General features: G+C 49.3%; 23 protein-coding genes. 10 read left to right on the top strand and 13 right to left on the bottom strand.

The features are described from left to right. Positions 1-27: 27 nt before the first annotated feature. Entirely contained in the window at positions 28-1,188 is a 1,161-nt protein-coding gene (locus GWG06_RS00540) for a TlpA disulfide reductase family protein (RefSeq protein ID WP_160710783.1), read from the top strand. A 241-nt stretch (positions 1,189-1,429) separates the two neighbouring features. Here the strand turns inward: GWG06_RS00540 and GWG06_RS00545 are convergent, their stop codons facing one another. Continuing rightward, entirely contained in the window at positions 1,430-1,855 is a 426-nt protein-coding gene (locus tag GWG06_RS00545) for a DUF1028 domain-containing protein (protein ID WP_235938064.1), read from the bottom strand. 306 nt (positions 1,856-2,161) lie between these two features. On the opposite strand from GWG06_RS00545, the gene GWG06_RS00550 reads away from it, so the two are divergent. Then, entirely contained in the window at positions 2,162-2,350 is a 189-nt protein-coding gene (locus tag GWG06_RS00550; RefSeq protein ID WP_127033744.1) for a class I lanthipeptide, read from the top strand. 59 nt (positions 2,351-2,409) lie between these two features. Here GWG06_RS00550 and GWG06_RS30500 read toward each other — a convergent pair whose 3' ends face one another. From GWG06_RS30500 to GWG06_RS00570, 4 genes are read right to left on the bottom strand one after another with little or no spacing between them, the layout of a single operon-like run. After that, complete coding sequence (locus GWG06_RS30500; RefSeq protein WP_160710785.1) at positions 2,410-3,063, bottom strand: response regulator; 654 nt, start codon at positions 3,061-3,063, stop codon at positions 2,410-2,412. Beyond that, positions 3,053-3,817, bottom strand: coding sequence for a sensor histidine kinase (locus tag GWG06_RS00560; protein ID WP_160710786.1), 765 nt, complete (start codon positions 3,815-3,817; stop codon positions 3,053-3,055). Before GWG06_RS00560 ends, GWG06_RS30500 begins: the two co-directional genes overlap by 11 nt. After that, positions 3,807-4,454, bottom strand: coding sequence for a hypothetical protein (locus GWG06_RS00565; RefSeq protein ID WP_160710787.1), 648 nt, complete (start codon positions 4,452-4,454; stop codon positions 3,807-3,809). The genes GWG06_RS00560 and GWG06_RS00565 overlap by 11 nt, the downstream gene beginning before the upstream one ends. Positions 4,455-4,474: 20 nt before the next feature. Next, positions 4,475-4,858 (bottom strand): hypothetical protein, encoded by a 384-nt coding sequence (locus GWG06_RS00570; RefSeq protein WP_160710788.1) that lies wholly within the window; start codon positions 4,856-4,858, stop codon positions 4,475-4,477. Between the two features lie 60 nt (positions 4,859-4,918). Here GWG06_RS00570 and GWG06_RS00575 point away from each other — a divergent pair, with 60 nt between their 5' ends. The 8 genes from GWG06_RS00575 (at position 4,919) to GWG06_RS00610 (ending at position 14,772) form a co-directional block, all read left to right on the top strand. Continuing rightward, positions 4,919-5,086 carry a hypothetical protein gene (locus GWG06_RS00575; RefSeq protein WP_160710789.1) on the top strand — a complete coding sequence of 56 codons (168 nt, stop codon included), beginning with the start codon at positions 4,919-4,921 and terminating at the stop codon, positions 5,084-5,086. An 80-nt stretch (positions 5,087-5,166) separates the two neighbouring features. Then, positions 5,167-5,712: an RNA polymerase sigma factor gene (locus GWG06_RS00580; RefSeq protein ID WP_235938099.1), complete on the top strand. Its 546-nt coding sequence runs from the start codon at positions 5,167-5,169 to the stop codon at positions 5,710-5,712. 81 nt (positions 5,713-5,793) lie between these two features. Beyond that, positions 5,794-6,744 carry a FecR family protein gene (locus tag GWG06_RS00585; RefSeq protein WP_160710790.1) on the top strand — a complete coding sequence of 317 codons (951 nt, stop codon included), beginning with the start codon at positions 5,794-5,796 and terminating at the stop codon, positions 6,742-6,744. A gap of 178 nt (positions 6,745-6,922) precedes the next feature. Further along, on the top strand, positions 6,923-10,438 hold the full coding sequence (locus GWG06_RS00590; RefSeq protein WP_160710791.1) for a SusC/RagA family TonB-linked outer membrane protein: 3,516 nt from the start codon (positions 6,923-6,925) through the stop codon (positions 10,436-10,438). A 9-nt stretch (positions 10,439-10,447) separates the two neighbouring features. Then, positions 10,448-11,824 carry a RagB/SusD family nutrient uptake outer membrane protein gene (locus tag GWG06_RS00595; RefSeq protein ID WP_160710792.1) on the top strand — a complete coding sequence of 459 codons (1,377 nt, stop codon included), beginning with the start codon at positions 10,448-10,450 and terminating at the stop codon, positions 11,822-11,824. A gap of 27 nt (positions 11,825-11,851) precedes the next feature. Then, positions 11,852-13,048, top strand: coding sequence for a TlpA disulfide reductase family protein (locus tag GWG06_RS00600; RefSeq protein ID WP_160710793.1), 1,197 nt, complete (start codon positions 11,852-11,854; stop codon positions 13,046-13,048). Between the two features lie 22 nt (positions 13,049-13,070). Then, positions 13,071-14,240: a peroxiredoxin family protein gene (locus GWG06_RS30505; protein ID WP_235938066.1), complete on the top strand. Its 1,170-nt coding sequence runs from the start codon at positions 13,071-13,073 to the stop codon at positions 14,238-14,240. Between the two features lie 25 nt (positions 14,241-14,265). Further along, positions 14,266-14,772, top strand: a complete 507-nt coding sequence (locus GWG06_RS00610) for an SRPBCC family protein (RefSeq protein WP_160710794.1) — start codon at positions 14,266-14,268, stop codon at positions 14,770-14,772. A gap of 142 nt (positions 14,773-14,914) precedes the next feature. On the opposite strand, the gene GWG06_RS00615 is transcribed toward GWG06_RS00610, so the two are convergent. From GWG06_RS00615 to GWG06_RS00650, 8 genes are all read right to left on the bottom strand, one after another. Further along, the gene (locus GWG06_RS00615; RefSeq protein WP_160710795.1) at positions 14,915-15,568 is read right to left on the bottom strand and encodes a VOC family protein; all 654 of its coding nucleotides are present in this window, start codon (positions 15,566-15,568) and stop codon (positions 14,915-14,917) included. Positions 15,569-15,592: 24 nt separating this feature from the next. Continuing rightward, complete coding sequence (locus GWG06_RS00620; protein ID WP_160710796.1) at positions 15,593-16,165, bottom strand: GNAT family N-acetyltransferase; 573 nt, start codon at positions 16,163-16,165, stop codon at positions 15,593-15,595. 163 nt (positions 16,166-16,328) lie between these two features. Further along, entirely contained in the window at positions 16,329-16,937 is a 609-nt protein-coding gene (locus GWG06_RS00625) for a porin family protein (protein ID WP_160710797.1), read from the bottom strand. Positions 16,938-17,191: 254 nt separating this feature from the next. Beyond that, positions 17,192-19,039: a WG repeat-containing protein gene (locus tag GWG06_RS00630; protein ID WP_160710798.1), complete on the bottom strand. Its 1,848-nt coding sequence runs from the start codon at positions 19,037-19,039 to the stop codon at positions 17,192-17,194. Between the two features lie 21 nt (positions 19,040-19,060). After that, entirely contained in the window at positions 19,061-19,498 is a 438-nt protein-coding gene (locus tag GWG06_RS00635; protein WP_160710799.1) for a hypothetical protein, read from the bottom strand. Between the two features lie 233 nt (positions 19,499-19,731). Continuing rightward, the gene (locus GWG06_RS00640; RefSeq protein ID WP_160710800.1) at positions 19,732-20,460 is read right to left on the bottom strand and encodes a hypothetical protein; all 729 of its coding nucleotides are present in this window, start codon (positions 20,458-20,460) and stop codon (positions 19,732-19,734) included. 132 nt (positions 20,461-20,592) lie between these two features. After that, positions 20,593-21,684, bottom strand: a complete 1,092-nt coding sequence (locus tag GWG06_RS00645; protein ID WP_160710801.1) for a glycoside hydrolase family 2 TIM barrel-domain containing protein — start codon at positions 21,682-21,684, stop codon at positions 20,593-20,595. Between the two features lie 6 nt (positions 21,685-21,690). Continuing rightward, positions 21,691-22,830, bottom strand: a complete 1,140-nt coding sequence (locus GWG06_RS00650; protein ID WP_160710802.1) for a FecR family protein — start codon at positions 22,828-22,830, stop codon at positions 21,691-21,693. Positions 22,831-22,851 lie beyond the last annotated feature (21 nt).

Consider the following 22,851-nt stretch of genomic DNA (forward strand, 5'->3'; position numbering starts at 1 on the left):
CATCTCACATCCGTTAAATCATATAATATGAATAAACTATTACTGGGACTTGGCCTGCTGGCATCTTTTCCTGCCATTGCACAACAGAAGAGCAAGCCTGCTAAAATCAATAGTGCCGAAGCTGCATCCCAGCGGCTGGAAATGAATGTACGCATCAAAGGACTGCCGGAAGGAGATACTGTACTGCTCTGGGGGCCATTGCCCAACACTGTGGATACTGCCTATGTTAAAAACGGCAGCTATCATTTTAATATCGATATGAGCCAGGGCGGCACCACCTACGTCATGCAGGTGGGGCTGGACGGAAACGAGCAGCACGGCACCTTCCTGTACCTGGAAGCAGGTAAGATGGATATTACCGGCGACGGTCCGTACTTCAAAAATGTAAAGATGACCGGCAGCCCGTTTGTTGCCGACTGGATGGACCTGTATCATAACCTGCTGGAAAATGATACGCTGGGCAAACAGAAAAATGACCTGGAAAACAGAATGTCTGACGCGCAGGCAGTTGGAGATAATGATGCATTCAATACTGCTGCTGCTACTTTGCAGGGAATAAACAGGAAAATTGTGGAGGGCGCCAGGAAATGGGTTGTGGAGCATCCCAATTCGGGCGTATCGTCTTTTGTGCTGAACGCGTTGCTGTCTAGCGCTATGTCTTCCACCGAACTGAAAGATATCATCAGTAAGCTGGGACCCAATGCCCGCAATACTTTCACCATAAAAAAAATGATGACGAACCTGACAGGCGGCGCCGATAAAATGATGAACCTCCTTCACAAGCCGGCCCCTCCGGTAGCAGTGCAGGACGTTGACGGCAAACCGGTATCCCTGAACGACTTCAAAGGGAAATACGTACTGCTGGATTTCTGGGCCAGCTGGTGCAAACCCTGCCGGGTAATGACGCCTGAGCTGGCAGCCACCTACGAAAAGTTCAAAGACAAAGGCTTCACCATTCTGTCCGTTTCTCTGGATGAGAAAAAGGATAAATGGATGCAGGCCATGAAAGAAGACAAAATGACCTGGCCGCAAGCCTCCGATCTGAAAGGCTCCCAAAGCCCTGCCGCCGCCGCCTACGGCATCGTTGGCATCCCAGCCTCCTTCCTGATAAGCCCTGATGGCAACATCATCGAAATAGGCTGCCACGGCGAAACACTGGACAAGAAACTGACGGAAGCACTTAAATAATTTTATTATTTTATTATTTTATTATTTGAGATTTCTATCTGTGGTTTATGCCCACTGAAGGAGATTTTCGGATTTTCGGATTTTTTGATTTTGGAATTTTTAAAAATGCAGCAAAGATCTTCGCGTATATCTCCGCTATATTAAAATTCCAAAATCAAAAAATCCGAAAATCCGAAAATCTCCTTCAGTGGGCATAAACCACAAATAGAAATCTCAAATAAAAAAATAATAAAATATTCCATTATTTCAGGGACCTTAGCAATGAGTATTGCAGGGCCTGCCTGGTAAACGCATAGGCGTTACCGTTAGCATCCACACCGCCTGCCTGGCGGTAATGTGCCTCCGGATCCTTTTCACGCGTAAAATGAATCGCTTCCGCCATACTGTATCCCTGACGCAGCTGCTGCAAACCGTTCAGGGCATAGGCCGGCTCCGTTTCCGCAATAACGGCGATAGCACCCGTACCAGGTGCTATATAGATGGTGGAATTACCAACGCAGATGTTATTGGTAGCTACTGCAATACCCCATTCCTGCCGAAGACTGTCATATCCCACAATAGAAAATGTAGCATTGATATTACGATCCAATAACAGGCTGGGCATATTCTGGCCAGAGCTGCGGCCTAAGACTAGGCCACAGCTGATTAAAAGCATCAGTTTTAACATAACAATGATCATTGTTATATTAAAGACACCCAACCAGACACAAGGTTGCATGGGTATCTATAAATGAGGACCCGTAAAGGATTTTGGAATTTTGAGATTTCGAAATTTTGGAATTTATAATGCAGCAAGACCTTCGCGTATATCTCCGCTGCATGTTAAATTCCAAAGTTTCGAAATCTCAAAATTCCAAAATGCATTTATAGGGTTCAGGCTGCTGTTTATACGCAGTTAGTAGTTGTCTGTGGGTGTGTGCTGCTATCGTGGTAATCTTTTCGTAATTTATGGAGAAATAAAAATCATATCAAGATGAAAAAGCACTTTCCGAAAAAATTACAACTGAAAAAGATCAGTCTGGTTGCGCTGCAGGCAGCGGATCAGTATCAGGTACGTGGCGGAGCGCCGACCACTACCAAAACGAGTATCTCTTGTCCGGGGAATGAAGAATGCTTCAGCGGCATCATTCCCTGTCAGACGAAAGCACCGGTATGTCAATGATCCTCTCTATAGATTCAGAATTAACAATAGGAGCCGGAATTCTTTCCGGCTTTTTTATTTTACAGTTCTTTCAGGGTAACGATTCCATGTTTGAGGGCGAAAATTACCAGGCCGGCGGTGTTTCTGCTGCCGGTTTTACATAGCATGTTGTTGCGGTGTCCTTCCACGGTGCGGTTGCTGAGGAACAGTTTTTCCGCTATTTCCTGGTTGGTATATTCCTGGCAGATGAGCTGCAGTATTTCCTTTTCACGGCGACTGAGCAGGAGGGCCATATCAGGGGCAGATTTATGGGATACGCTGGTACGTATAGCCGTCAGCGTATGGTCATCCATATAGTAGCCCGTCTGATGCACACTTTGTATAGCAGCGCGTAATTCGCTGATGCTGGTATTTTTCGACAGATATCCGTGTACGCCCTTTTCAAACATGGCACTGATGGTGATGTCATCGTAGTACTGCGACAGGATAATCATCCTGGTGTCTGCCTGTTCCTGTATCAGTGCGTTGCATAGTTCGCTGCCGTTCATATGTGGCATTTCCAGGTCGATGAGGCATATATCCGGTTTGATGGCAGCGCTGTGGTAAGCGTCCAGAAAGGCTTTTCCATCAGGGCTGTCATACAGCATACATACTTCGGGTATGGCTTCCAGCAGGGAAAGCAATCCTGCCCGGAACAAATGCTGGTCTTCTGCGAGTGCTATGTTAATGGTCATGGTCAGTGTGTATAAGCGGGACGTGCGCCTGAAAACGGAAGCCGCCACCGGGCTGGCTGCTGATATGACAAGCGCCTTTTGTCAGTAATATCCTGGTATAAATATTATTCAGTCCTGAACCCGGCGAAATCTTATCCATATCCGCCCCGCCGCCGTCGTCTTCATATTGCAGCTCAAGCAGTGCTTCGCTGCAGGTAACAGAGATGTGTACATTGGCTGCTGCGGCATATTTCAGCGTATTGGTCAGCAGTTCCTGCAGGATCCGGTAAACGGACAACGACACCTCCTTGCTAAGTGCTGCATCACCGGTTTCATACTGGAGCGTGATAGCGGGGTGTATGGCGGATACTCTGCTAATCAGCATCCGGAGGGCATGTCGCAGTCCGAATAGCTGCAGGCTGCCAGGGAAGGCGTCAAAAGCAATTCTGCGGATTGTCTGCTGTGCTTCTTCCAGCACAGGTAATACTACCTGCTGGTCAGGCAGATTATTTTTCAGCCGGGAAATGGAGACAGACAGCAGGCTGCCCATCTCGTCGTGCAGATCGCGCGCTATTCTTTCTCTTTCCTTTTCCGCCGCCTGCAGCGTACTGCGTAACAGCTCCTCCCGGTAGGCGGTGGCGGTGGCAGCCGCCCGGATACCTGCCTGAAGGTTGCGCTGCTTTTGATTCATCACCAGCAGTACAATAAACAGTGATAAGAGAAAGAAGGTAACGGTACCTGTAAAAAATAACAGGTATATGCCATTATCCTCCATGGTTCGTTGGTTTCCTGATGTAGTAGTCCGGTATAATAGTCAGGCATAACACAATCAGTAAGATGTTATTGACTGACCAGGCTATCATAAAGTTCCGCTTATCCGGCAGCTGCAGCAGATAATTGCTAAGCATGAAAAGCAACATATTGCTGGCATTGTAAACCAGCAGCGCAGCCACTATCCAGAATCCGCCTGTATCTTCCGTGTCAGGGTATTTCAGAAAATACAGCAGGCAGAAAAATATTTCTATCAGCGCAGCCACCGTTCTGGCGTTGGAGTTAAAGGCCGAGGGAGGTTGTATGAAGATCATATTGATGATCGCGAATACCACACCTGTAATCATGCCGGTAATTACCAGCCGCTGTTGCCTGCTATGATCTCTGAACAGGGTAAGGAAGAAGAAGCCCCACAACGGCAATTCTGTGATGGTCCAGCAGTGGGTCAGGAAAAGATTATTGATTCGCCGGTGGCTTAGCCACGCAGAAAGACTGCCGGTTAACAGCAAATCAGCCAGAATCATCATCAGTAAAGGGTAATAGGCCCTGTGCCGCCAGCGATATTGTGCTACCAGGAATATAAGTGAGGGAATAGCGGCATAGCTGGCAATATCCGCTAATCCCAATGCAAAAGTATTCATGTATGCATAAACTTCATCAGTTACAACAGGGCAGTCGTCAAAAGGCTGGTGCCGCACATCGGCGGGCAGGGACGGCATACGTCAAAACAACCAACCCGGGCATCCGTAACATTGGTGAAAATCTTGTTCCTGCCGCCTTTCGTTTTAAGGGTGGCTTCCAGGGAAGCATCTACCAGTATATCATTATTGTTGTGATCTGTTCCTACTACTACCAGCTTCATTTCATTACTTTCTGTCAGCCCGAAATATACCCGGATAGTTTTGAAATGTTCTTCCTCAAATGCGCTGCCCAGATCGGAGATGGGAATGGTGAAGGCGTTTACACAGAAAGCGGGTTTCATTTCCTGCCACCTTCTGATCCAGCCAACAGCAACGTCGGCCAGAACGAATTTGTTTGTTTCCATAAAAGGATAGTTAATGGGTTAGTAAGTTTCAGAGACCGAATTTAAATAAAAAAGACCGGTATGCAACCGACCTTTTTAAAAATTTTTCTTTATGCAGAAGAAGGGGCTTCTCGTGGTACTGCTGCAGAAACCCGCAGGGATAGCGGTTTGGGACAGACATATTTAATACACCTGCTTTTTTGTTTTCATGATAAGGTGAAAAAATGCATAATGAAATTTGAGATATAAAAACAGGCAGCTATTTACCGGAGACATTTGCATATGTGAAATGCTTTTATTTATATTTACGTTTAAACCTTTGGTGTTTGATGCAGGTGCCGGATACAGCGTTGCTGGAGCGTATGCGGGCATATGATGATAAAGCCGCCTTTGATGAATTGTATCGCAGATACTGGGAACAGCTTTACATAGCCGCATATGCCAGATTACAAAATGATGCAGATGCAAAAGATTGTCTGCAGGAGGTATTCGTTTCACTATGGCGTAAACGACGCGAGCTGCAGATCCGTGAACAGCTTCCTGCTTACCTGCACGTTGCGCTCAAATACCGTATCCTCAATCATTTCCGGAGCCACCAGCATTACCAGAAGCACCTGGACATTTTCGCCGCGCTGCCGCCGGCGGTGCTGACCCGTACAGACGACCGGCTGGTGATGGCAGAAATACAGCAGCTGATAGCCGCCGCCGTTGCGGATATGCCGGAGAAAATGCAGCAGGTGTATCTCCTCAGCCGCCAGGATAATCTCTCTGTCCGTGAAATGGCAGCGCAGCTGGGCATCTCGGAGCAGACGGTCAAGAACCAGCTTAGCAACGCCCTGAAACGCCTGCGCGACAGGCTGGCTGCCTATAAATAAATCTTTCTCAAAAAAAAATTACTGCCCGCATAGTACCACCTCTCTTCACCGGTGTCATATATTACAGAAAACGGTTAAAGCGTGCACGATCAGGAAAAAATAGCACAGATCTTATCGCGGCTCGAAACCGGCGCCTGTACTCCACAAGAACTGCAATGGCTGCATGACTGGTATGAATCCCGGGATATGCAGACGGAGCAGGCGTTCCGTGACGACGCCCATCAACAGCAGCTGCAGTCGGATATGCTCCGGCAGATCCATCTGCAGCTGGAGGAAACGCCTGCCCGCGTAGTACCATTCTATAGAAAGTGGTGGGCCGCCGCAGCGGTACTGACGGGCGTACTGATCACCGGTCTGCTGTTCCTGCAACGCTACCAGGATCATCATACTATGCTGACCGTCGTCGCAGGCCCCGGACAACAACAGCAGGTAGTGCTGCCTGACAGCTCACGGGTATGGCTAAACGCAGGCGCAAAACTGCACTACCCGCGCCGTTTCGCAGATGTACGTACCGTAGAACTGGAAGGAGAGGGGTTCTTTGATATACAACCGGATGCCCGCAGGCCATTTGAAGTACATACCGCCGAAATAAACGTGCAGGTACTCGGTACTTCCTTTGATGTAAAAGCTTATCCCATGCTGGATGAAACACAGGTCACCGTGAAAACAGGTATGGTAAAAGTACTGCATCACCAGACGGGCCTGGATGTGCTAAGTGCCAACGATCAGCTGACGTACAGCCGTTCCGCACAGCAGTATATGAAATCAACCGTAGACAACGATCAGATCAATGAATGGACAAATGGGATGATTAACCTGCAACAGGCGGGCTTTGCAGAAGTGGCGCTGACACTGGAAAACCAGTACGGCGTTCGTATCCGCTACAATCCTGCAGAAATGAAACAGGACGAATACACCCTGCGTTGCAGGAATAGCCTGTCCGTCACGCAGGTACTGGACCTGATCAGCAGCATACATCCGTTACAGTATGATATACATGAGCATGAAATAACGATTCACCGTAAAAATTAATTCCGCATAGGGGAGGATGCCAGGACCATTAAAAACCGGGATGGGAAAACATAACAACCACCATCCCCGGAGATGTTATGTCCTTTTGTAAAGGAAAAACCGCACCTGTTGGCGCAGGTACGGTTGGATCATACAATGTCTTGTATGCATTTAGCTAACACTAAAATCAACCAAATATATGCAAAAATCGCTTACGCTGGCGTTTATACGTAGCCTGACGAGATGGAGCGTATTGTTTACAGTGTTCTCACTGGGAAGTATCAGTCTCCTGTCTGCCACCCAAGCTTACAGTCAACGTTTACAGCAGGTAAAAGTAACTGCTGCCTTTGAAAATGAATCTCTCGCATCCTGTATTAAAAAGCTGGAAACCGGCTACCGTCTTTCTTTTGGTTACGATCACCAGGAATTGTCAAGGTACCGGATAGAAAAAGTAACATTTGTAAAAGAGCCGCTGGAGAAAGTGCTGACAACACTGCTTCATAAAACGCCGCTCACCTTTGAAGAAAAAAATGGCGTTGTGCTGATTGTAAAACAGGTAGTCCCTGCCAGCCCTTTACAGCAGCCGGCCTCCGGAAAGATAAGGGGGCATATCACAGAAGCCGCTACCACCACCGCCATTCCCGGCGTGACCATACGCGTTACCGGTACCAGGTACTATGCGGTTACCAACCCGGAAGGCATCTACGAAATAACGCTTCCACAGGGAAGTTATACCCTGCGCTACTCTTCCGTAGGATACGCTGAAGAAGTACGTACAGGCGTTAAAGTTAGCAGCGCAGTTACCACCTTACCGGTGATGATGAGTATAGCCGCATCGCGGCTGAGCGAAGCTGTCGTCATCGGTTATGGCGTACAGGAACGCCGCAACCTGCTGGGATCCGTCGGCACTTTCAGGGCATCAGAACTACCCGGACAGATGCCGCTATCCGTAGATGAGGCCATGATAGGCAAGTTGCCGGGCGTATTCATTGCGCCCTCCAGCGGAGTACCCGGCGCCGCCAGCAATATCACCATCCGCGGCATCAGCACGCTGAACCCTAACGGCAACACACCGCTGATAGTGGTAGACGGCGTGCCTGTATATGGTATAGATCAGAATGTAAATACAGTCAATTTCAATAAAGGCGCTTTCTCCGGTTTTAGCTTTGGCGGTAACAGCGTGCAGAACGAATACCGGCAGCCCTCTACTTTCGAGAAAAATCCGCTGGCTTCCCTGAACCCGGATGATATTGAATCCATAGAAGTGCTCAAGGATGCCTATTCCACGGCTATCTACGGTTCCCGTGGTTCCGGCGGTGTCATTCTCATCACCACAAAAAAAGGTAAAAAAGGCAACGCCCGCATTGATGTGCAGCTGGGGACTTCCATCAGTACGCCGCGTAAACTGCCACAGGTCATGACCGGCGATCAGTATGCGGATTTCTATACCCGCCTCTTTGCAGTTAAAGATTCCATCGGTAAAGCCGGCAATCCTTTTTACCGCCCGCTGAATTACAGGTTTCCAAAAGGAGTGAACACTGACTGGCTGCACGAAGTATTGCGCGATGCCACCGGTATGGATGCCAATATCTCTCTCAGCGGCGGCACCGACAAAAGCAATTACTATGTAAGCCTGGGCTATGATAAGCAGCAGGCATACATCATCAACAACGATTTTACCCGCTACCAGGGCCGCGTAAATTTCGACAACCAGATGACCAGATCCCTGAAGGTAGGCGTGAGCATGTCCATGAATCAGGCGAACAATAATTCGCTGAACGCGCAAACCGTTTACCGCAACGCTATTCAGAAGGCGCCGAATATCGGTATCCGGGACAGCAGCGGTAAATTCAACTGGCTGTTCGGCAATAATCCCACCGGCCCTGATGAAGTGAACAACCCGGTAGCAATGGCTACCACCGGTAAAAACTACAGTATAGATAACCGGGTGCTGGGAAATGTTTTTGTAGATCTAAAACTGCTGCCCTGGCTGAGTGCCCATACAGATGCAGGTGTTGACTGGATTAATTCCCGCGCCTACAGCCGTACGTCTGACAGACCTAAGATCATTGGCGGCAACGCCACAGAAACACAGCAGCAACTGCGCAAATGGGTGATCAACAACCGGCTGGACGTGAATAAAATGATTGGGAATGGTCATGCGCTGAGCGCTATGCTCGGACAGAGTTACGAGAAATCTACCGAAGATGTGACTGCCGTAGTGGGAGACGGATTTGTAAATGATGATATGCTCAGCATCTCCACCGCAAAAAACAAAAAGGTGATAAGTTCGCTGGAGCAGCAGTGGGCGCAGGTTTCCTTTCTCGGCCGCCTGAACTACACCTATCGTAATCAGTACCTTGCAGGTATTACCTACCGCATGGATGGTTCTTCCCGCTTTTCGGCCAACCGCCGCTATGTAGGCTTTCCTTCCTTTGCACTCGGATGGGTGCCCAGCGAAGCCGCTTTCCTGAAAGACAACCACTGGATAGAGCAGCTGAAATTCCGTGGCAGCATAGGCTTTACCGGCACCGATGGAGGTAATGGCTACTACGGTAACCAGGGACAATATGTGATCGATGTTTACGGCGCTACCTATGGTAATCAGAATACCATCGGCGTAAAGCAGCCGGCAAATCCCAACCTGGAGTGGGAGCGTACCACCACCCTCAACATAGGTATGGATATCAGCCTGCTGAAAGGCCGGGTCAGCGCTACGGTAGACTATTACCACCGTCAGACCAGCAATGCGATCGTCAATTCCGTACTGCCTTATTTTATGGGTTTTGCCCTGCAGAAGCAGAACCTGGCAGACCTCAGCAACAGAGGCATAGAGCTGAGCATTACCAGCCAGAATATTATCCGGAAAGATTTCAGCTGGACCACCAACTTCAACATCTCCGGTAACCGTAATAAGGTAGCGCGTTTGCACAAGATCAATGAAGAAGAGCTGGCCATCCAGAATGAGCAGGATGGCGGCCGCTTCTGGCGGGTAGGGCATTCCGCCACTGCCTATTACCTGTACAACTGGGCCGGCGTGAATCCCGCTAACGGACAGCCGCTGTGGCAGGACAAAAACGGGAAAACTTCCGAAGTGCCCATACAGAAGCAATACCCTGATGCGCCCTATGCACACCGTGAGTATATGGGAGATGCGATGCCCGTTGTATTCGGAGGGCTTTCCAATACCTTCTCCTATAAATCATTTGAGCTGAACTGCTTCTTTTCCTTCTCGGCGGGCAATAAAATTATCAATGGTTCCAAAGCCGCGCTGTACAGCTATCTGGGCAGTTCCTCCGTAGCAAACAATACCTATAATCTCTCTCCGGACCTGCTGCAGTACTGGCAGTATGCCGGTCAGCAGACGGATATTCCGGCACTGATAAATGCTTCCAATGCGTCGCCGGCAGGCTTTGGCAGCTCGTATGACTATACGCTGAACCGCCAGACTTCCCGCTTCCTGGAAGATGCATCATTTGTGAAATTGCGCAGCCTTTCCCTGGCGTATAACTGTACGCCGCTGATGAAACGCCTGCGAACCGTGAAGTCCCTGCGCCTGTATGTGGAAGGGAATAACCTGCTGGTGCTGACCGGTTACTCCGGTATTGATCCGGAAGTGAGCGCCAACGGCTCTTCAGCACTGGGAATGGGTTTCGATGAATTAACCATGCCTGCTCCGCGTACGTGGAGGGCCGGTATTAAAGCATCTTTCTAAAACAATTATATGAGAAGATTTACCTGCTATATAACCGGTTTGCTGCTGATATGCGCAGCCTGCAACAAACAACTGGACCTGAAGCCGGAAGGAACGCTCATAGAAGCAGACCTGCTGAAGAACCGGCAGACCGCCGAGAGCTTTCTGGCGGATACCTACCTGCGCATGATGAGCGCCTGTGGCTCCAATGCCTACCTGCTGGGAGATATTACCGGCGATGTAGCCAGTACCGCAGATCAGGCGCTGATAAAAGGAGATATAGACCCGCGCGATAAAAACTATGACAGATTATGGAGCGAGCCTTATACAACCATCAACCAGGCCAACGTAGTAATTACCAAACTGGCGCTGTATGCAGACTTTGATCAGAGCATACAGCAGCAGCTGATAGGCGAGGCAAAATTCATCCGCGCCTTCTGTCACCTTACCCTGCTGCAGATGTACGGCGATGGCGCCCTGCAGGGGAATATGCAGCAGCAGGGCATCCCTCTGATGCTCGCTTCTTTCGACGGGTACGACGGCTCCCAGAATAAGGCCCGCAGTACTAACGGAGAAGTATACACGCAGATTTTACAGGACCTGGAAGAAGCCATCGCCGTACTTCCGGAAAAACGCGCCAATCCTGTAGATCAGGGCGGCAGGGCCACCAAAGGCGCAGCTGCCGCACTCGCCGCCAGGGTATGCCTGTATGCCCGCAATTACCCCCAGGCGGCTGCTTATGCCAGCAGGGTGCTTAACAGTAACGTATACACGCTGTCGCCTTCCTTCATTGCCCTCTGGCCGGATCATACCGCAGGCGGCACTAAATACCCTATAGGTGCAGAATTCATATTTGCCTTCCCGGAGAGCTACAACGCTACCTCCAACTACGGGCATAATCATGGTATCGTCTACGCGCTGGGGTATTACAAGCCACTGCCCGGCTTTCTCACTACCTACGAAGCAAAGGATGAACGCCTGTTGTATACAAAAAATGGTACCGTCGTGCCTAAGTTTACCGATCCCAACATCCGCGATAATGTGAGCATGCTCCGCCTCGCGGAAGTCATGCTGACCCTGGCAGAAGCACAGGCGCAGACTGCCGGCGTAAACCCCGTTTCAGTGGAACTGCTGAATAAAGTATACAGCCGCGCCTGGACGGAGAATCCGGTACCCCATGTATATACCGTTGCTGATTTTACAGACAAACAGCAGCTGATAGACCGGATACTGCTGGAGCGTAAGCGGGAACTGGCGTTTGAAGGCTTTGCGCGATTTGATGCTATCCGCTATGGCAGACAACCCAACCCACAGCTGCCGCCAGCACGGTTTGCACTGCCGGTACCGCAGCATGAAATTGATATCACCGCCGGACTGATAAAACAGAACCCGGGTTATATAAAATAACGTTCACGTATAAACGATCAATTGCAGATGAGAAAAACAATCAGCCTGTTGTCAGGTCTGTTACTCAGTACGGGAGGCTTCGCCCAGACCATCACGATACAGGGTAATATCACCGGCGACCTGAAAGGGCATAACAAAATGTATATCTATTCCCGTACGTACAATGATTCAACGGTAATAGCAAACGGGCATTACACCTTTAAGATTCCTTTTAAGGAACCCGTGTTCCTGATGCTGTTACCGCAGTATGTAATGGCAGAAAAACAGATGTACGTCCCTTTCGGTATTCTCATGGATAAACCGGTTACCTATACGGTGACATCCGATATTGCAAAGGGCATGACAGCCTCTGTAGTAAAGGGTTCTGAAGCTATGGAAACACTGCAGGCCTACGACGGGGAAAAGAAAGCCGCCTGGCAGAAAATATCAGCGGCCCTGCAGCAGGAATTTGGTAAATCCTGGCTCCAGGAAAATGATCCGCAGTATGCCGCTTTTGAAAAGAAACAGGAAGCGCTGCAAAGGCAATACCTGTTGCCGCTGCTGGAAAAGCTCGTAAAGCAGCATCCGGATTCCTATGCCTCCGTATTCAGCCTGAAAGATGCGCGGCAGATAGCTACTGCAGAACAACAGGAACGGCTGTATGAAAATCTCTCCAAAAACATGCAGGCCACCAAGGAAGCGCGGGAGTTCAGGCAGTTCTCCGATGGTTTGCGCAACTCCGCTATCGGCCGGCAGGTAAAGGATTTTACGCTGCCAGACCCCGCAGGCAAGCCGGTTAAATTCAGCGATCTGAAAGGCAAATATGTGCTGATAGATTTCTGGGCCAGCTGGTGCGCACCCTGCCGTAAGTCTTTTCCGCATATGCGGGAAGTGTATCAGCAGTATAAGGATAAGAATTTTGTCATCTACAGTATCTCTATCGACAAAAGTAAGGCAGACTGGCTGAAGGCGGTAGGAGAAGAGCAGAATCCCTGGCTGCAGTCGCTGGACAATATCAACATTGCCGGCAGTGGTTTTGCCATCACCGGTGTACCAACCACTTACCTGATCTCCCCCGAAGGGGAAATCCTTATGAAGGAAATCGGTTTTGATGATAGTGGCAACGGTAATATTGAGAAGAAACTGGCAGCGCTTTTCGGTGGTCAGGTAAAGACGCCGGCAGCACAGACAGAGAAAACAAAAGCAGCAACAACAAAGGCCATCCCGATGGCCACCTTACAATAAGTAAAAATCAAAAACCATGAACATGAAGCCACACAGGAGCAGCATCCTGTTAGCATTACTGGCGGCAGGCCTGGCATTTCCGGCTGCCGCCCAGCAGGCAAAACGTTACATCACCATCAGTGGCAGGATCAAATTTCCGCCTTCAGCAGAGCAGCAGGCGAAATTCCCTTTCCGGGTACAAAAGCAGGTGGGCGATGAGCGGGTAACCATAGACACCATTCACCTGAATGCCGATGGTACCTACAGCCACAAGCTGGATGCCACCCGCCCGCAGTTCTATATCCTGAATGAGTTTGAAGAAGACCGTCTTACCGTATGGGCCAATAAGGAAAACCTGAAAATAGATTTCAGGGGCATTGATACCGCTGCTATCAGAATTAAAAATCCACCTTATGTTTTCATTGAGGGAAGTGAAGAAAATAACCTGATCAACCAGGTTAATTTCCTGAATTACCGCAACTACCAGGCAATGATACAGAACGGGCAGCTGCAATACAAGGCGTCCCTGGCGAAGGATACAGCCCTGGAACGCGCGCTCACCGGGCAGTACGACTGGCTCTTCAATGATATGGGTGAACGCGTGAAGCTGCTGATAAAAATGTATCCCAACACCCCCGTGTTGCTGTACGCCCTGGATTACCTGCACCCGCGCAGGGATAAGGAACTGATTGCCGCCGAGCTGGGCAAGCTGATTAAAAAGTATCCTTACCTGGAAGAGGCAAAAAGAAAACAACAGGATATTGCCCATGCTGAAGCAGTAGCCCGTAAAACAGGCATCGGCGCCACCGCCATGAACTTTACACAGCAGAACGTAAAAGGCGATCCTGTGAAGCTGACAGACTACCGTGGTAAGTATGTATTGCTCGACTTCTGGGCCAGCTGGTGCGGACCCTGCCGCGCTGAGAACCCCAACGTGCTGGAGAACTACGAAAAGTATCACAGCAAGGGGCTGGAGATTCTCGGTGTATCGCTCGATGATAAAAAAGATGCCTGGGTAAAAGCGATCAAGGATGATGGTCTTACCTGGGAGCATGTCAGCGATTTGAAAGGCTGGAGAAACGTAGTGGCAAAGGAATATAACATCCGTGCAGTACCCAGTAATTTCTTACTGGACAAGGACGGTAAAATTATTGCCAAAGACCTGCGTGGAGAAGAACTGAGCAGGAAGCTGGAAGAGATTTTCGGCAAATAACTGTATAAATCTGTAAACGATGTTTATGAAGAAGTTGTTCACGCTGTTGCTTATCAGCTTCAGCACCGTTGCCATGGCGCAAATGCAGGCAGCGAAGAAAATCATCCCTGACTACACGCACGATACGCAGCTCAAGGCTCCGCCGGTAAAAATATGGCGTATCATCCGGGATCTGCCGCAGGTAAAGGAATATTCAAACGGCGCTATCCGGGAAGCCACCATCCGTACAGTGGGTGAAACGCGTTACCGGGATCTTACCTTCAGCGATGGCCGCAGGCGTACCGATGAAATAGAACAGGTGCATGAATCCTACAAATTCTTTGTATTCCGGATTAAGGATCCGCTGCCTGCCGGCATCACCGCTGCTACCGTTACAGCGCTGGTAGAATCGCTGCCCGATCGCGATGACGTATCCGTTGTACGCTGGGGCGTCATTCTGGAAGGCGAAAAGAATGCCCGCAAACCATTGGTGGAAAGCCTGACAGCAGAAATTGCGAATTATGAAGCAGGGTTGAAGAAACTGCTGGAATAATTGGATGCCGGGATTTAAGCCGGATTTACGGATTTTGGAATTTTTTGATGTTGGAATTTATAAATGCAGCGGAGATATTCGCGAAAATCTTTGCTGCATTTATAAATTCCAACATCAAAAAATTCCAAAATCCGTAAATCTTCTAACTATCGGCCTGCTCTGTAAACCGATAACTGGCGTGAACATCGTAGTCGATACCATGTTTCTTTTTCAGCTCCTGTATGTAGTTGAGGGTAGCGATGGTGTGAGGGCTGGCTACGTTGTCGCCTATACGTTCGAAGGTGTGCAGCAGGGTTTCTTCGAGGCAGGAAGAAACGGTCATATGTTTGTGGGCAGCCAGGTCTTCCAGCAGGGCGGCAAGGCGTTTTTCCAGTCTTACGGGAACGTCTGTACGTTCAATCGGCAGCGGGGGACCTTGCGTGTAGATGTAATGTCCGAAGCCGAGGAAGTTACCGAACGGGTCCCGGATCTTATAATCCCGGATGCCGTAGGGGGCATCGGCTGGTGGGGTAACAATTTCCACGCCGCTGGCCAGGTGGAAGGCGTACAGATCATCCGCATTGTCAATAATAAAATTTACTTCCGAAGTACCGCTGATAAATGGCGAGTCTTTAGCCAGGTGCAGCGTGGTGTCTCCCAGATTGACCCCGGCATAGTGCAGCGGGTCGCCCCAGGTAAAACGCAGGGTAAATCCCAGCTGCCGGGTATAAAAGTCGACGGCTGTATTGATATCGCTGACGCGCAGCGTGGGAAACACCTGACTATATGCCGTTTTCGGGGGAGAGAATGAAGTCATGGAAACAGATTTATAATTAAGATATTAACTTCTTTTCATACAGTGCCATACCCGGTTGCCGAGGCGGAGTTCGTGATAGGTATGAAATCCGCATTGCCGGTACCATTCCACATTTTCAGGTATCCTGGCTTCCAGGTACATGGTGCGGTTGGTGGTCCGGCAGTCTGCAATAAGATCCTGCATCAGCCGGGTACCGGATCCTTTGCCTTGTGCAGCAGAGATCGTGCCGATGAACCAGATATAGTAGACGCCGTTGTGCGGCAGTAATTTCCGGATGGCTTTTTCGCGGGACAGTGCCCGCATGGCTTTCTTCCAGCCGGCTATCCAGCACAGCATTTTCAGGTCGCGCAGCAGGCTGTTCAGGCTGATGGTGCGGGTTTCGGGGAAGAGAATCAGGGCGGCAGACAATCCGTTACCGGAGATATAAATTTTCCCGGTATCGAAGGTGTGTTCGCAGGCGTAATCCAGGAGCATGCGGAGCCGTTTGCCTGTTCCGCTGCCGCTTCTGATGGTTTCCAGCAGGGTGTCATTGGCTGCATAAGCGCTGTAAAGAATATCGATGACCAGGTTTTTATCGGCCCGTGTTGCTGTTCTCATAACATATAACAATCACAGGAAGGTAGTATTTTAAAGGCAATTGACAATAACAGAGGCCAGCTGTCAGCAGCCGGCCTCTTTTTCCGATTTCAATGATACAGGAATGATTTCCCGTTCCGTTTGTTAAGATGTTACCTGTAGCCTGTTAAAGTATTTGAAGACGTTATTTGCGGGGGAGCAGGAACCCAACGCTGACGCCTATATAATTATTTTTAGAGGTACCATAATCATACACATCTGTTAATCCAAGACTGTAGGTAGCACTGAAAAGCAGACCGTTTTTCAGTTCATAGCCGGCCAGGAATCCGGCGCCGGCCTCAAATCTTCTGGCGCCGCCCTTACCGAACTTAATTTTGTTGTCTCCGTCCTTGCCGCCGATAGCGAATGCTGCATAAGGACCTGCACCAACAAACAGGTGACCGGAACCCAGCTGATGTTTATAGAGGAAGTTCACGGGTAGTTCCAGGTAGCTGAGTTTTACAGTAGCTCCGGGAATGACAAAGTCGCCATTAATACCGTGAACGGTAATCTCTTTGATACGGTATCCTTTTGCGCTGTACAACAGTTGCGGCTGCAGGAAAAAGTTGCCGGCAATACTGATATCTGCCATCAGTCCGGCATGCCAGCCGGCTTTGCGCTGGGTGTAATCAGTATGATCTGTTTTCATGTGGGTATTACTGTATCCGGCTTTTACGCCGAGCCTTACCTGGGCAATGGCAGATACAGCAGTAGTGAGGAGCAATACAAACAAGGCAATTGCATTTCTTTTCATAAAAAATATGGTGTGTTTAAAAGTTTATGCAAAGCTAAGGCAGGAATATGCATATCCGGATGCGTATAACTACGCAATCAACTGAGTGGAATGAAAATTACGTAGTACTACTTAGATGGCTGTAAGTATTGAGAAAATCGAATTAGCAAGATGATTTCATGTGTTTAAACATGTAAATGTTTGTTGTAACGTTGAAGTATATACGAATAGCAGATAACAACAAAAAAGCAGGTGATCATCACCTGCTTTTTTTGTTATTCATAATACGGGTCCATAATATTTTCAGGGGAGTATCCTTCTTTTCTCCATAGCTGCCCCGGATTAATACTACCTTCAAACTCATTGCTGTAAACTGTCGCTTCTTTTTCTTCGGCCGTATCAGTACCCGGAACGCTGATATAGGTGACGGCTATACGTAACCTGGTTTTAACAGCACCCTGATAAACAGGGGCCGTGAATTGCCAGTAACGGCCTGCATCCAGGGGAACCTGGTGGTAACTGTTGCCACAGAAACTGCGCGGCTGGTATTCTATATCTTCCCAGCCTTTCGAGGTAAGGGCCTGTGTTTTTATATACAGTTTGCTGTCGCTTGCATTAAAGACAAAGGAGCGGGGAGTGGTATTGACCACATACACCGCTCTGCCGGTATACGTTTCGTTAAAAGTATCCTTTCCCGGCGGCGCTGCAATTACCTGTAATACCTGTGCCCCTGGGAATCCCTGTGCGGGTGTGATCTTCCTGGAATAATTCTCCGAACGTCCTTCTCCGTTAACAGAAGAAGCAGATGGATAACCCCATCCGCTGAAATAGTTGCGTTGCATATAATCAACATTCAGCGGTTGCAGAGAGGTATCTTTTTGCTGCCATACTACCTGCCCCTGTGTATTCAGGTAAGTCTGCCGGTTATTGATCATACAGTACAGCAATCCATTTACAAAACCACTGCGGTTAAAGGTGCTCATGACAGCCGGCAGCAGTTCTTTACCCTGGCTGCTGAGCAGTCCGAAGTGCTGGACAGCGCCACTTTTAAAGAAAATATACACGCCGGAATCTCCGGAATGTAACAATTTTTCATACCTGGCTGGTATCACCAACCTGCCGGAAGTGTCGGCTACTCCCCAGCCGTCCGCCGTTTCTGCCGGTATTTTTCCATTGATAAAACCACCGTGGTCAAAGTCCTGGAAGTGTGCAGGTGTAAGCTGTCTGCCTGTCATATCAAGCAGTACATAATAGTTGTTCTCCTGCAGAAAAATCCGGTTGCCATATCGCTCAACAGTACCTGAGGTATTACTGAGGAAAATTTCCCGGCCATTGCGCATCAGGATACATAGGCTGTCTTCATTTTCCGTATACTTCGTCATCAGCGCACGGCCCTGCTGAAACGGGAAATCAATTCTTATTCCCCGGTTGCCGAATGACTTCAGTACCTGTCCGGCGGTATCTGTCAGCATAAAAATGCTGTTCTCTGTACCCGGAACAGGCTGGCTGACGTAATAACAATGTTCTCCGGCATAGGTGATGGCGTCATACCTGTTAAACGGAATGACCCGGCGGCCGGTCCTGTCAATCAGCGCGGTGCTGTCTCCCTGCTGTATAACAGCATACCCGTCTTCGAATATCCCGATGGCGGACATGACGGTATCTACTACCAGTTTCCCCTGTTTATCAATCAGGCCGGTCAGCTCATTGAAACCTTTTACCTGCGCCAGGCCGTCAGTAAAAGGGCTCAGCGCTGAAAAGAGAGCCGCGAAAGGAATTTTCCCGGAGGCATTGATGTATAAAGGCTGGTTACCCTTATATACAACGGCTATACCTTCGTAGAAAGCCCCGGCATAATCATATTGCGGCGCAATGACGGTATCGCCCCGGGTATTGATGTAACCGTAATACCCGTTGTGCATGCGCACGGCCGCCAGTCCTTCTGAAAAATAGCCACCGGCATCGTATTGTGCAGGAATGATGATTTGTCCGCTGATATTGATATAGCCGGTTTTATTCTTTTCCAGGAAGGGAAATAATATCGTTTCAGGTGCGGGTGTGTGCTGACAGCCCTGCATACAGTGTATCAGCAGCAGTATGATCGCCGGGAAGTAATATCTCATAGATAATATCTGCGTTGTAGTTTAAGCCGTCGCCTTAATTTTCCGGGCGGTAAATACCCAGGCAATAACGATAGCCAGCGTAAGCATGGTTTGTGCCTGCAGGATACTGTTCCATACCGCCTCCGGCAGATGTAAGATGGATATGATAACCAGCAGGTATACCCAGGCCACGCCGCCGGTAATAAGCGCATATTTAATGCCGGTGGCAACCGGATGCTTACCTTTCAGTAAAATATCCTTGCCGGCCTGTCTGCCCAGAAAAAATGTAACCGTAAACAATAGCAGCAGCAACAGCACCACATAGCCGTTGGATTGTGCCCGCAGGAGGAAAATAAGATTATTGGCAAGATCCTGCCCGCTGATGCTGATGACTGTGAATAATTCCAGTACGGTCAGGGCCAGCAGCAGGGAAACAATACTTTGTCTGGCGCCGGTTCTGGCAGCTGTTGTGGTATCCATGATAACTCTTTGTGTTAGCGTCAGCGCCAAAGGTATAGAAAACAACGGGAAAGTTGGTCTTCTTATCCAGCGAAGAAGGGCGCGGGGAAACGAATGATGGAGATTTACGGATTTTGGAATTTAGAAATTTAGGAATTTGTTAAATGCAGCGGATACATACACGAAGATCTTTGCTGCATTTAATAAATTCCTAAATTTCTAAATTCCAAAATCCGTAAATCTCCAAATCAGATTTATTGCCGCAGGAAAAGTGTATAGACACCCGTATTGCCGGTACTTGCCTGCAATGCATTAAAATTGACAGACAATGCTTGATCTATATCCGGGACGTACCCGGTGAAGGTGGAATTGTTACGGTCGGTATCAAACTGCAGAATGATATATTTGGTGCTGTCGCCATAATCTACATTGATATATACTGCAAAATCATTCGGTAACCAGTAGGAGTCAGGTCCCACTGTTATCTGGCAGCCGCACATCATCTTCACGTATATTGAGACCATACCTGTTTCCAGGTTAAATTCCGGTCCTCCCACCAACAGTCCGGGAACTATGATCGTAGCATAGTAGATAAGCTCGGCAGGAGACAGTACTATAGGCCATTGTATTTGCTGGTATCCTGCAGGTCCCGGAATATTTACCGTCACCCGGGCATTTTCCTGTCTGGCCGGCAGGGTGAAGAGACTGACGCCATAAATGGTACTGGTATCAGGTGCCAGAAAATTAAGGCCGTAGCCCTCCATAATCGGTGTAATAACAGGGAAGACAGAACTGCTGTTATTGACAAAGGCAGGGGAGAGGATGCCATCGTTTGTAGCATCTGTTACCTGATATGGCAGGTTAACCGTTCCGCCGGAATATTCCAGGATGACGCCTATGTTGTCAGGATAGTAGGCGTTCTGGCCGAGAAATTTGCCACCCAGTGCCTGCAGGTAAACTGTCAGGCTTGCCTGTGTACTCATAGTAGTGTGGTTTATGATGAGAGAAAAGCATATTTACAAAATCATTTACAGATAAAGCCTTTTTTTGTTCAGATACAGGAGTAATTACCGGAGAAAATGGAGGTTGTATTTGGGTTGCTTTTCTATCTGTTCTTATCGTGATTTGTCAACTGCTGTGGCCTGTAATGTTTCATTGATCTGTGTCAGCTGCCGGATGATTTTTACTTCTTCCGGCTGATGTGGCGTACCGTCCTGCTGAAATATATCATGATACCAAATAACGGGGGCCGCTTCGCCGCCTTTATTCCCCTGTGGGTACCAGGTTTGTGTTTTACCGGCCACCAGCCCCCAGTTGATAGCGCCGATATTTTTGTTTCTGAATATAGGTAGATGGGTTTTAAAGAGACTGTTGGCGGGCCGTTTCATATATTCCGTGCAGATGACAGGTTTGCCGTAGGTGGCCAGGGTATCAACGGCCTGCAGCAGGGAGGTGGTATCACGGTAGTTATGGAAAGTGATGATATCGGAGTTGCGTAGCTGAAACTCGTTGAAGTCAGGGAACTTAGCGCTCCATACGCCGATGGTGACCGGCTGTGAGAGGGCGATGCTTCTGGCCCAGGCCACTACATTCCGGAGCAGGGGCCAGCTTTTATCGCCGTGGCCGAAGTGGGCAGGTTCATTGTACAGGTCCCATATGCAGATGCGGGGATCGTTTTTATAGGTGTTCAGTATATCCTTCACATAGCGTTGCAGGGTATCCATGAGCAGCGGCAGCGTATCGATACGGTCGCCGGGATCCTTGAGCCAGCCGCTGTTATGCACGGATGGTTTCGGCGCCGGCTGGGGGCCGGGAGCATAGTCATTATTCCAGCAGTCATCAAAGAAGACAAACATGGTGCGGATATGGTATCTGTCTGCAATAGCAAGATACTGACCGATACGGTGCTTAAACCCGCTGCTGTCTTCCTGCCAGGCCACATGATGCAGGTATACGCGCATGCAGTTCATACCTATACCGGCGGCCCAGCCCAGTTCCCGGCTGATGGTAGCGGTATCGAAGGTGGCGGCCTGCCACATCTCCAGCTGATTAACGGCGGTAGACGGCGTGAAGTTAGCGCCGGTCATCCAGGGTTGCTGCCGGTACCAGGCGTTGGCCTGTTCTGCTGTCCAGGTCTTTGACTGGGCAGATGAAGGCATATAATGCAATATGCAGAGGAGGATAGCGGTGAGGGTGTTCAGGCGCATGACTGGTTATTTAAAATGCAGGATACCTTCCTTGTCGAAGTAGTAATCAATTTTCATGGTAAACCGGATGTTGTCGAGGAACGAGGTGATCGGAGCATTCCTGTTCATAATTCCGGTGAATTTTGCGTGGGTAAGGGCGGGATTGTCCATGACCACGGTTATGCCGAACCAGCGTGGCAGTACGGCGGTAATATCCTGCAGGGTAGCATCGTTGAAGGTGTAATGGCCTTTCCGCCAGGAGAGGAGGAGGTCTTCATCAAAGGGTTGTACATCAGCTTTTCTATCTGTTCTATATACCACTTCCCTGCCGGGGCGGAGGGTGATGGCCTGGCCATCATTTCCGCTGAACTGTACAGCGCCTTTTACCAGGGCTACCCTGGTGGTGGCGCTGTCATAGGAATTGACGTTAAACTCCGTACCCAGTACGCGTACCTCTCCCTGTGGGGTATGTACAATAAAAGGCGCGTCGGCGCTGCCATTTATTTTCATATAGGCTTCTCCGTTAATAGTGATTTCGCGGCGGCCCTGCCGGAAGCTGAAAGGGAATTGCAGGGTGGTAGCTGAATTGAGCCATATTTCTGATTTGTCTGCCAGCACAATATGATAATCTGCGCCCACGGGAACCGTGAGGGTGTTCATGGTCCGGGTATCTGCTTCATCAGCGGTGACATCGAACCGGAGTGATTTATTATTCCGGGAGAAGTGAGCGCCGCTGACAGAAAAGGTATCCTGTTGCAGGGCGGAGAGGTCGATGGTTTCTCCGCCGGCTGTTTGCAGCAATATGGCCTTTTTGTTTCCGGCGACGGCTGCCGGGGTGGCGGCTGGTTGTTTAACCAGGAAATAGATGGCGGCGCATGCGAGCAATACGGTGGCGGCCACGGCAGAGATCCTGGCGAAAGCGCTGGTTTTCCGGCGGAACGGAACGGCGGTAATGTCGGAGGCGTCTGTCCATTCGCGGTCGTATTGTGCGAAGCGGGCGGCTACTGTTTCGGTGGAGTGTGCCTGCTGCATTTTCTCCCACAGGATTTTTACATCCGGGTTATCCTGGATGAGCCGGTCCAGATGCCGGCTTTCTTCTTCACTGATGATGCCGGTCTGCCGGGCAATCATCAGTTCATATATGGAGGTGATGTCTATCTTCTTCACGTGTAAAAATTTCTGTCCTGC

The sequence above is a fragment of the Chitinophaga solisilvae genome (assembly GCF_009928525.1).
GTDB classification, from domain to species: Bacteria; Bacteroidota; Bacteroidia; order Chitinophagales; family Chitinophagaceae; genus Chitinophaga; species Chitinophaga solisilvae.

Coding starts and splice junctions, on each gene's coding strand:
- GWG06_RS00540 (WP_160710783.1), top strand. CDS start 28: ATGAATAAACTATTACTGGGACTTGGCCTGCTGGCATCTTTTCCTGCC.
- GWG06_RS00545 (WP_235938064.1), bottom strand. CDS start 1,855: ATGTTAAAACTGATGCTTTTAATCAGCTGTGGCCTAGTCTTAGGCCGC.
- GWG06_RS00550 (WP_127033744.1), top strand. CDS start 2,162: ATGAAAAAGCACTTTCCGAAAAAATTACAACTGAAAAAGATCAGTCTG.
- GWG06_RS30500 (WP_160710785.1), bottom strand. CDS start 3,063: ATGACCATTAACATAGCACTCGCAGAAGACCAGCATTTGTTCCGGGCA.
- GWG06_RS00560 (WP_160710786.1), bottom strand. CDS start 3,817: ATGGAGGATAATGGCATATACCTGTTATTTTTTACAGGTACCGTTACC.
- GWG06_RS00565 (WP_160710787.1), bottom strand. CDS start 4,454: ATGAATACTTTTGCATTGGGATTAGCGGATATTGCCAGCTATGCCGCT.
- GWG06_RS00570 (WP_160710788.1), bottom strand. CDS start 4,858: ATGGAAACAAACAAATTCGTTCTGGCCGACGTTGCTGTTGGCTGGATC.
- GWG06_RS00575 (WP_160710789.1), top strand. CDS start 4,919: ATGCAACCGACCTTTTTAAAAATTTTTCTTTATGCAGAAGAAGGGGCT.
- GWG06_RS00580 (WP_235938099.1), top strand. CDS start 5,167: ATGCAGGTGCCGGATACAGCGTTGCTGGAGCGTATGCGGGCATATGAT.
- GWG06_RS00590 (WP_160710791.1), top strand. CDS start 6,923: ATGCAAAAATCGCTTACGCTGGCGTTTATACGTAGCCTGACGAGATGG.
- GWG06_RS00595 (WP_160710792.1), top strand. CDS start 10,448: ATGAGAAGATTTACCTGCTATATAACCGGTTTGCTGCTGATATGCGCA.
- GWG06_RS00600 (WP_160710793.1), top strand. CDS start 11,852: ATGAGAAAAACAATCAGCCTGTTGTCAGGTCTGTTACTCAGTACGGGA.
- GWG06_RS30505 (WP_235938066.1), top strand. CDS start 13,071: ATGAAGCCACACAGGAGCAGCATCCTGTTAGCATTACTGGCGGCAGGC.
- GWG06_RS00610 (WP_160710794.1), top strand. CDS start 14,266: ATGAAGAAGTTGTTCACGCTGTTGCTTATCAGCTTCAGCACCGTTGCC.
- GWG06_RS00615 (WP_160710795.1), bottom strand. CDS start 15,568: ATGACTTCATTCTCTCCCCCGAAAACGGCATATAGTCAGGTGTTTCCC.
- GWG06_RS00620 (WP_160710796.1), bottom strand. CDS start 16,165: ATGAGAACAGCAACACGGGCCGATAAAAACCTGGTCATCGATATTCTT.
- GWG06_RS00625 (WP_160710797.1), bottom strand. CDS start 16,937: ATGAAAAGAAATGCAATTGCCTTGTTTGTATTGCTCCTCACTACTGCT.
- GWG06_RS00630 (WP_160710798.1), bottom strand. CDS start 19,039: ATGAGATATTACTTCCCGGCGATCATACTGCTGCTGATACACTGTATG.
- GWG06_RS00635 (WP_160710799.1), bottom strand. CDS start 19,498: ATGGATACCACAACAGCTGCCAGAACCGGCGCCAGACAAAGTATTGTT.
- GWG06_RS00640 (WP_160710800.1), bottom strand. CDS start 20,460: ATGAGTACACAGGCAAGCCTGACAGTTTACCTGCAGGCACTGGGTGGC.
- GWG06_RS00645 (WP_160710801.1), bottom strand. CDS start 21,684: ATGCGCCTGAACACCCTCACCGCTATCCTCCTCTGCATATTGCATTAT.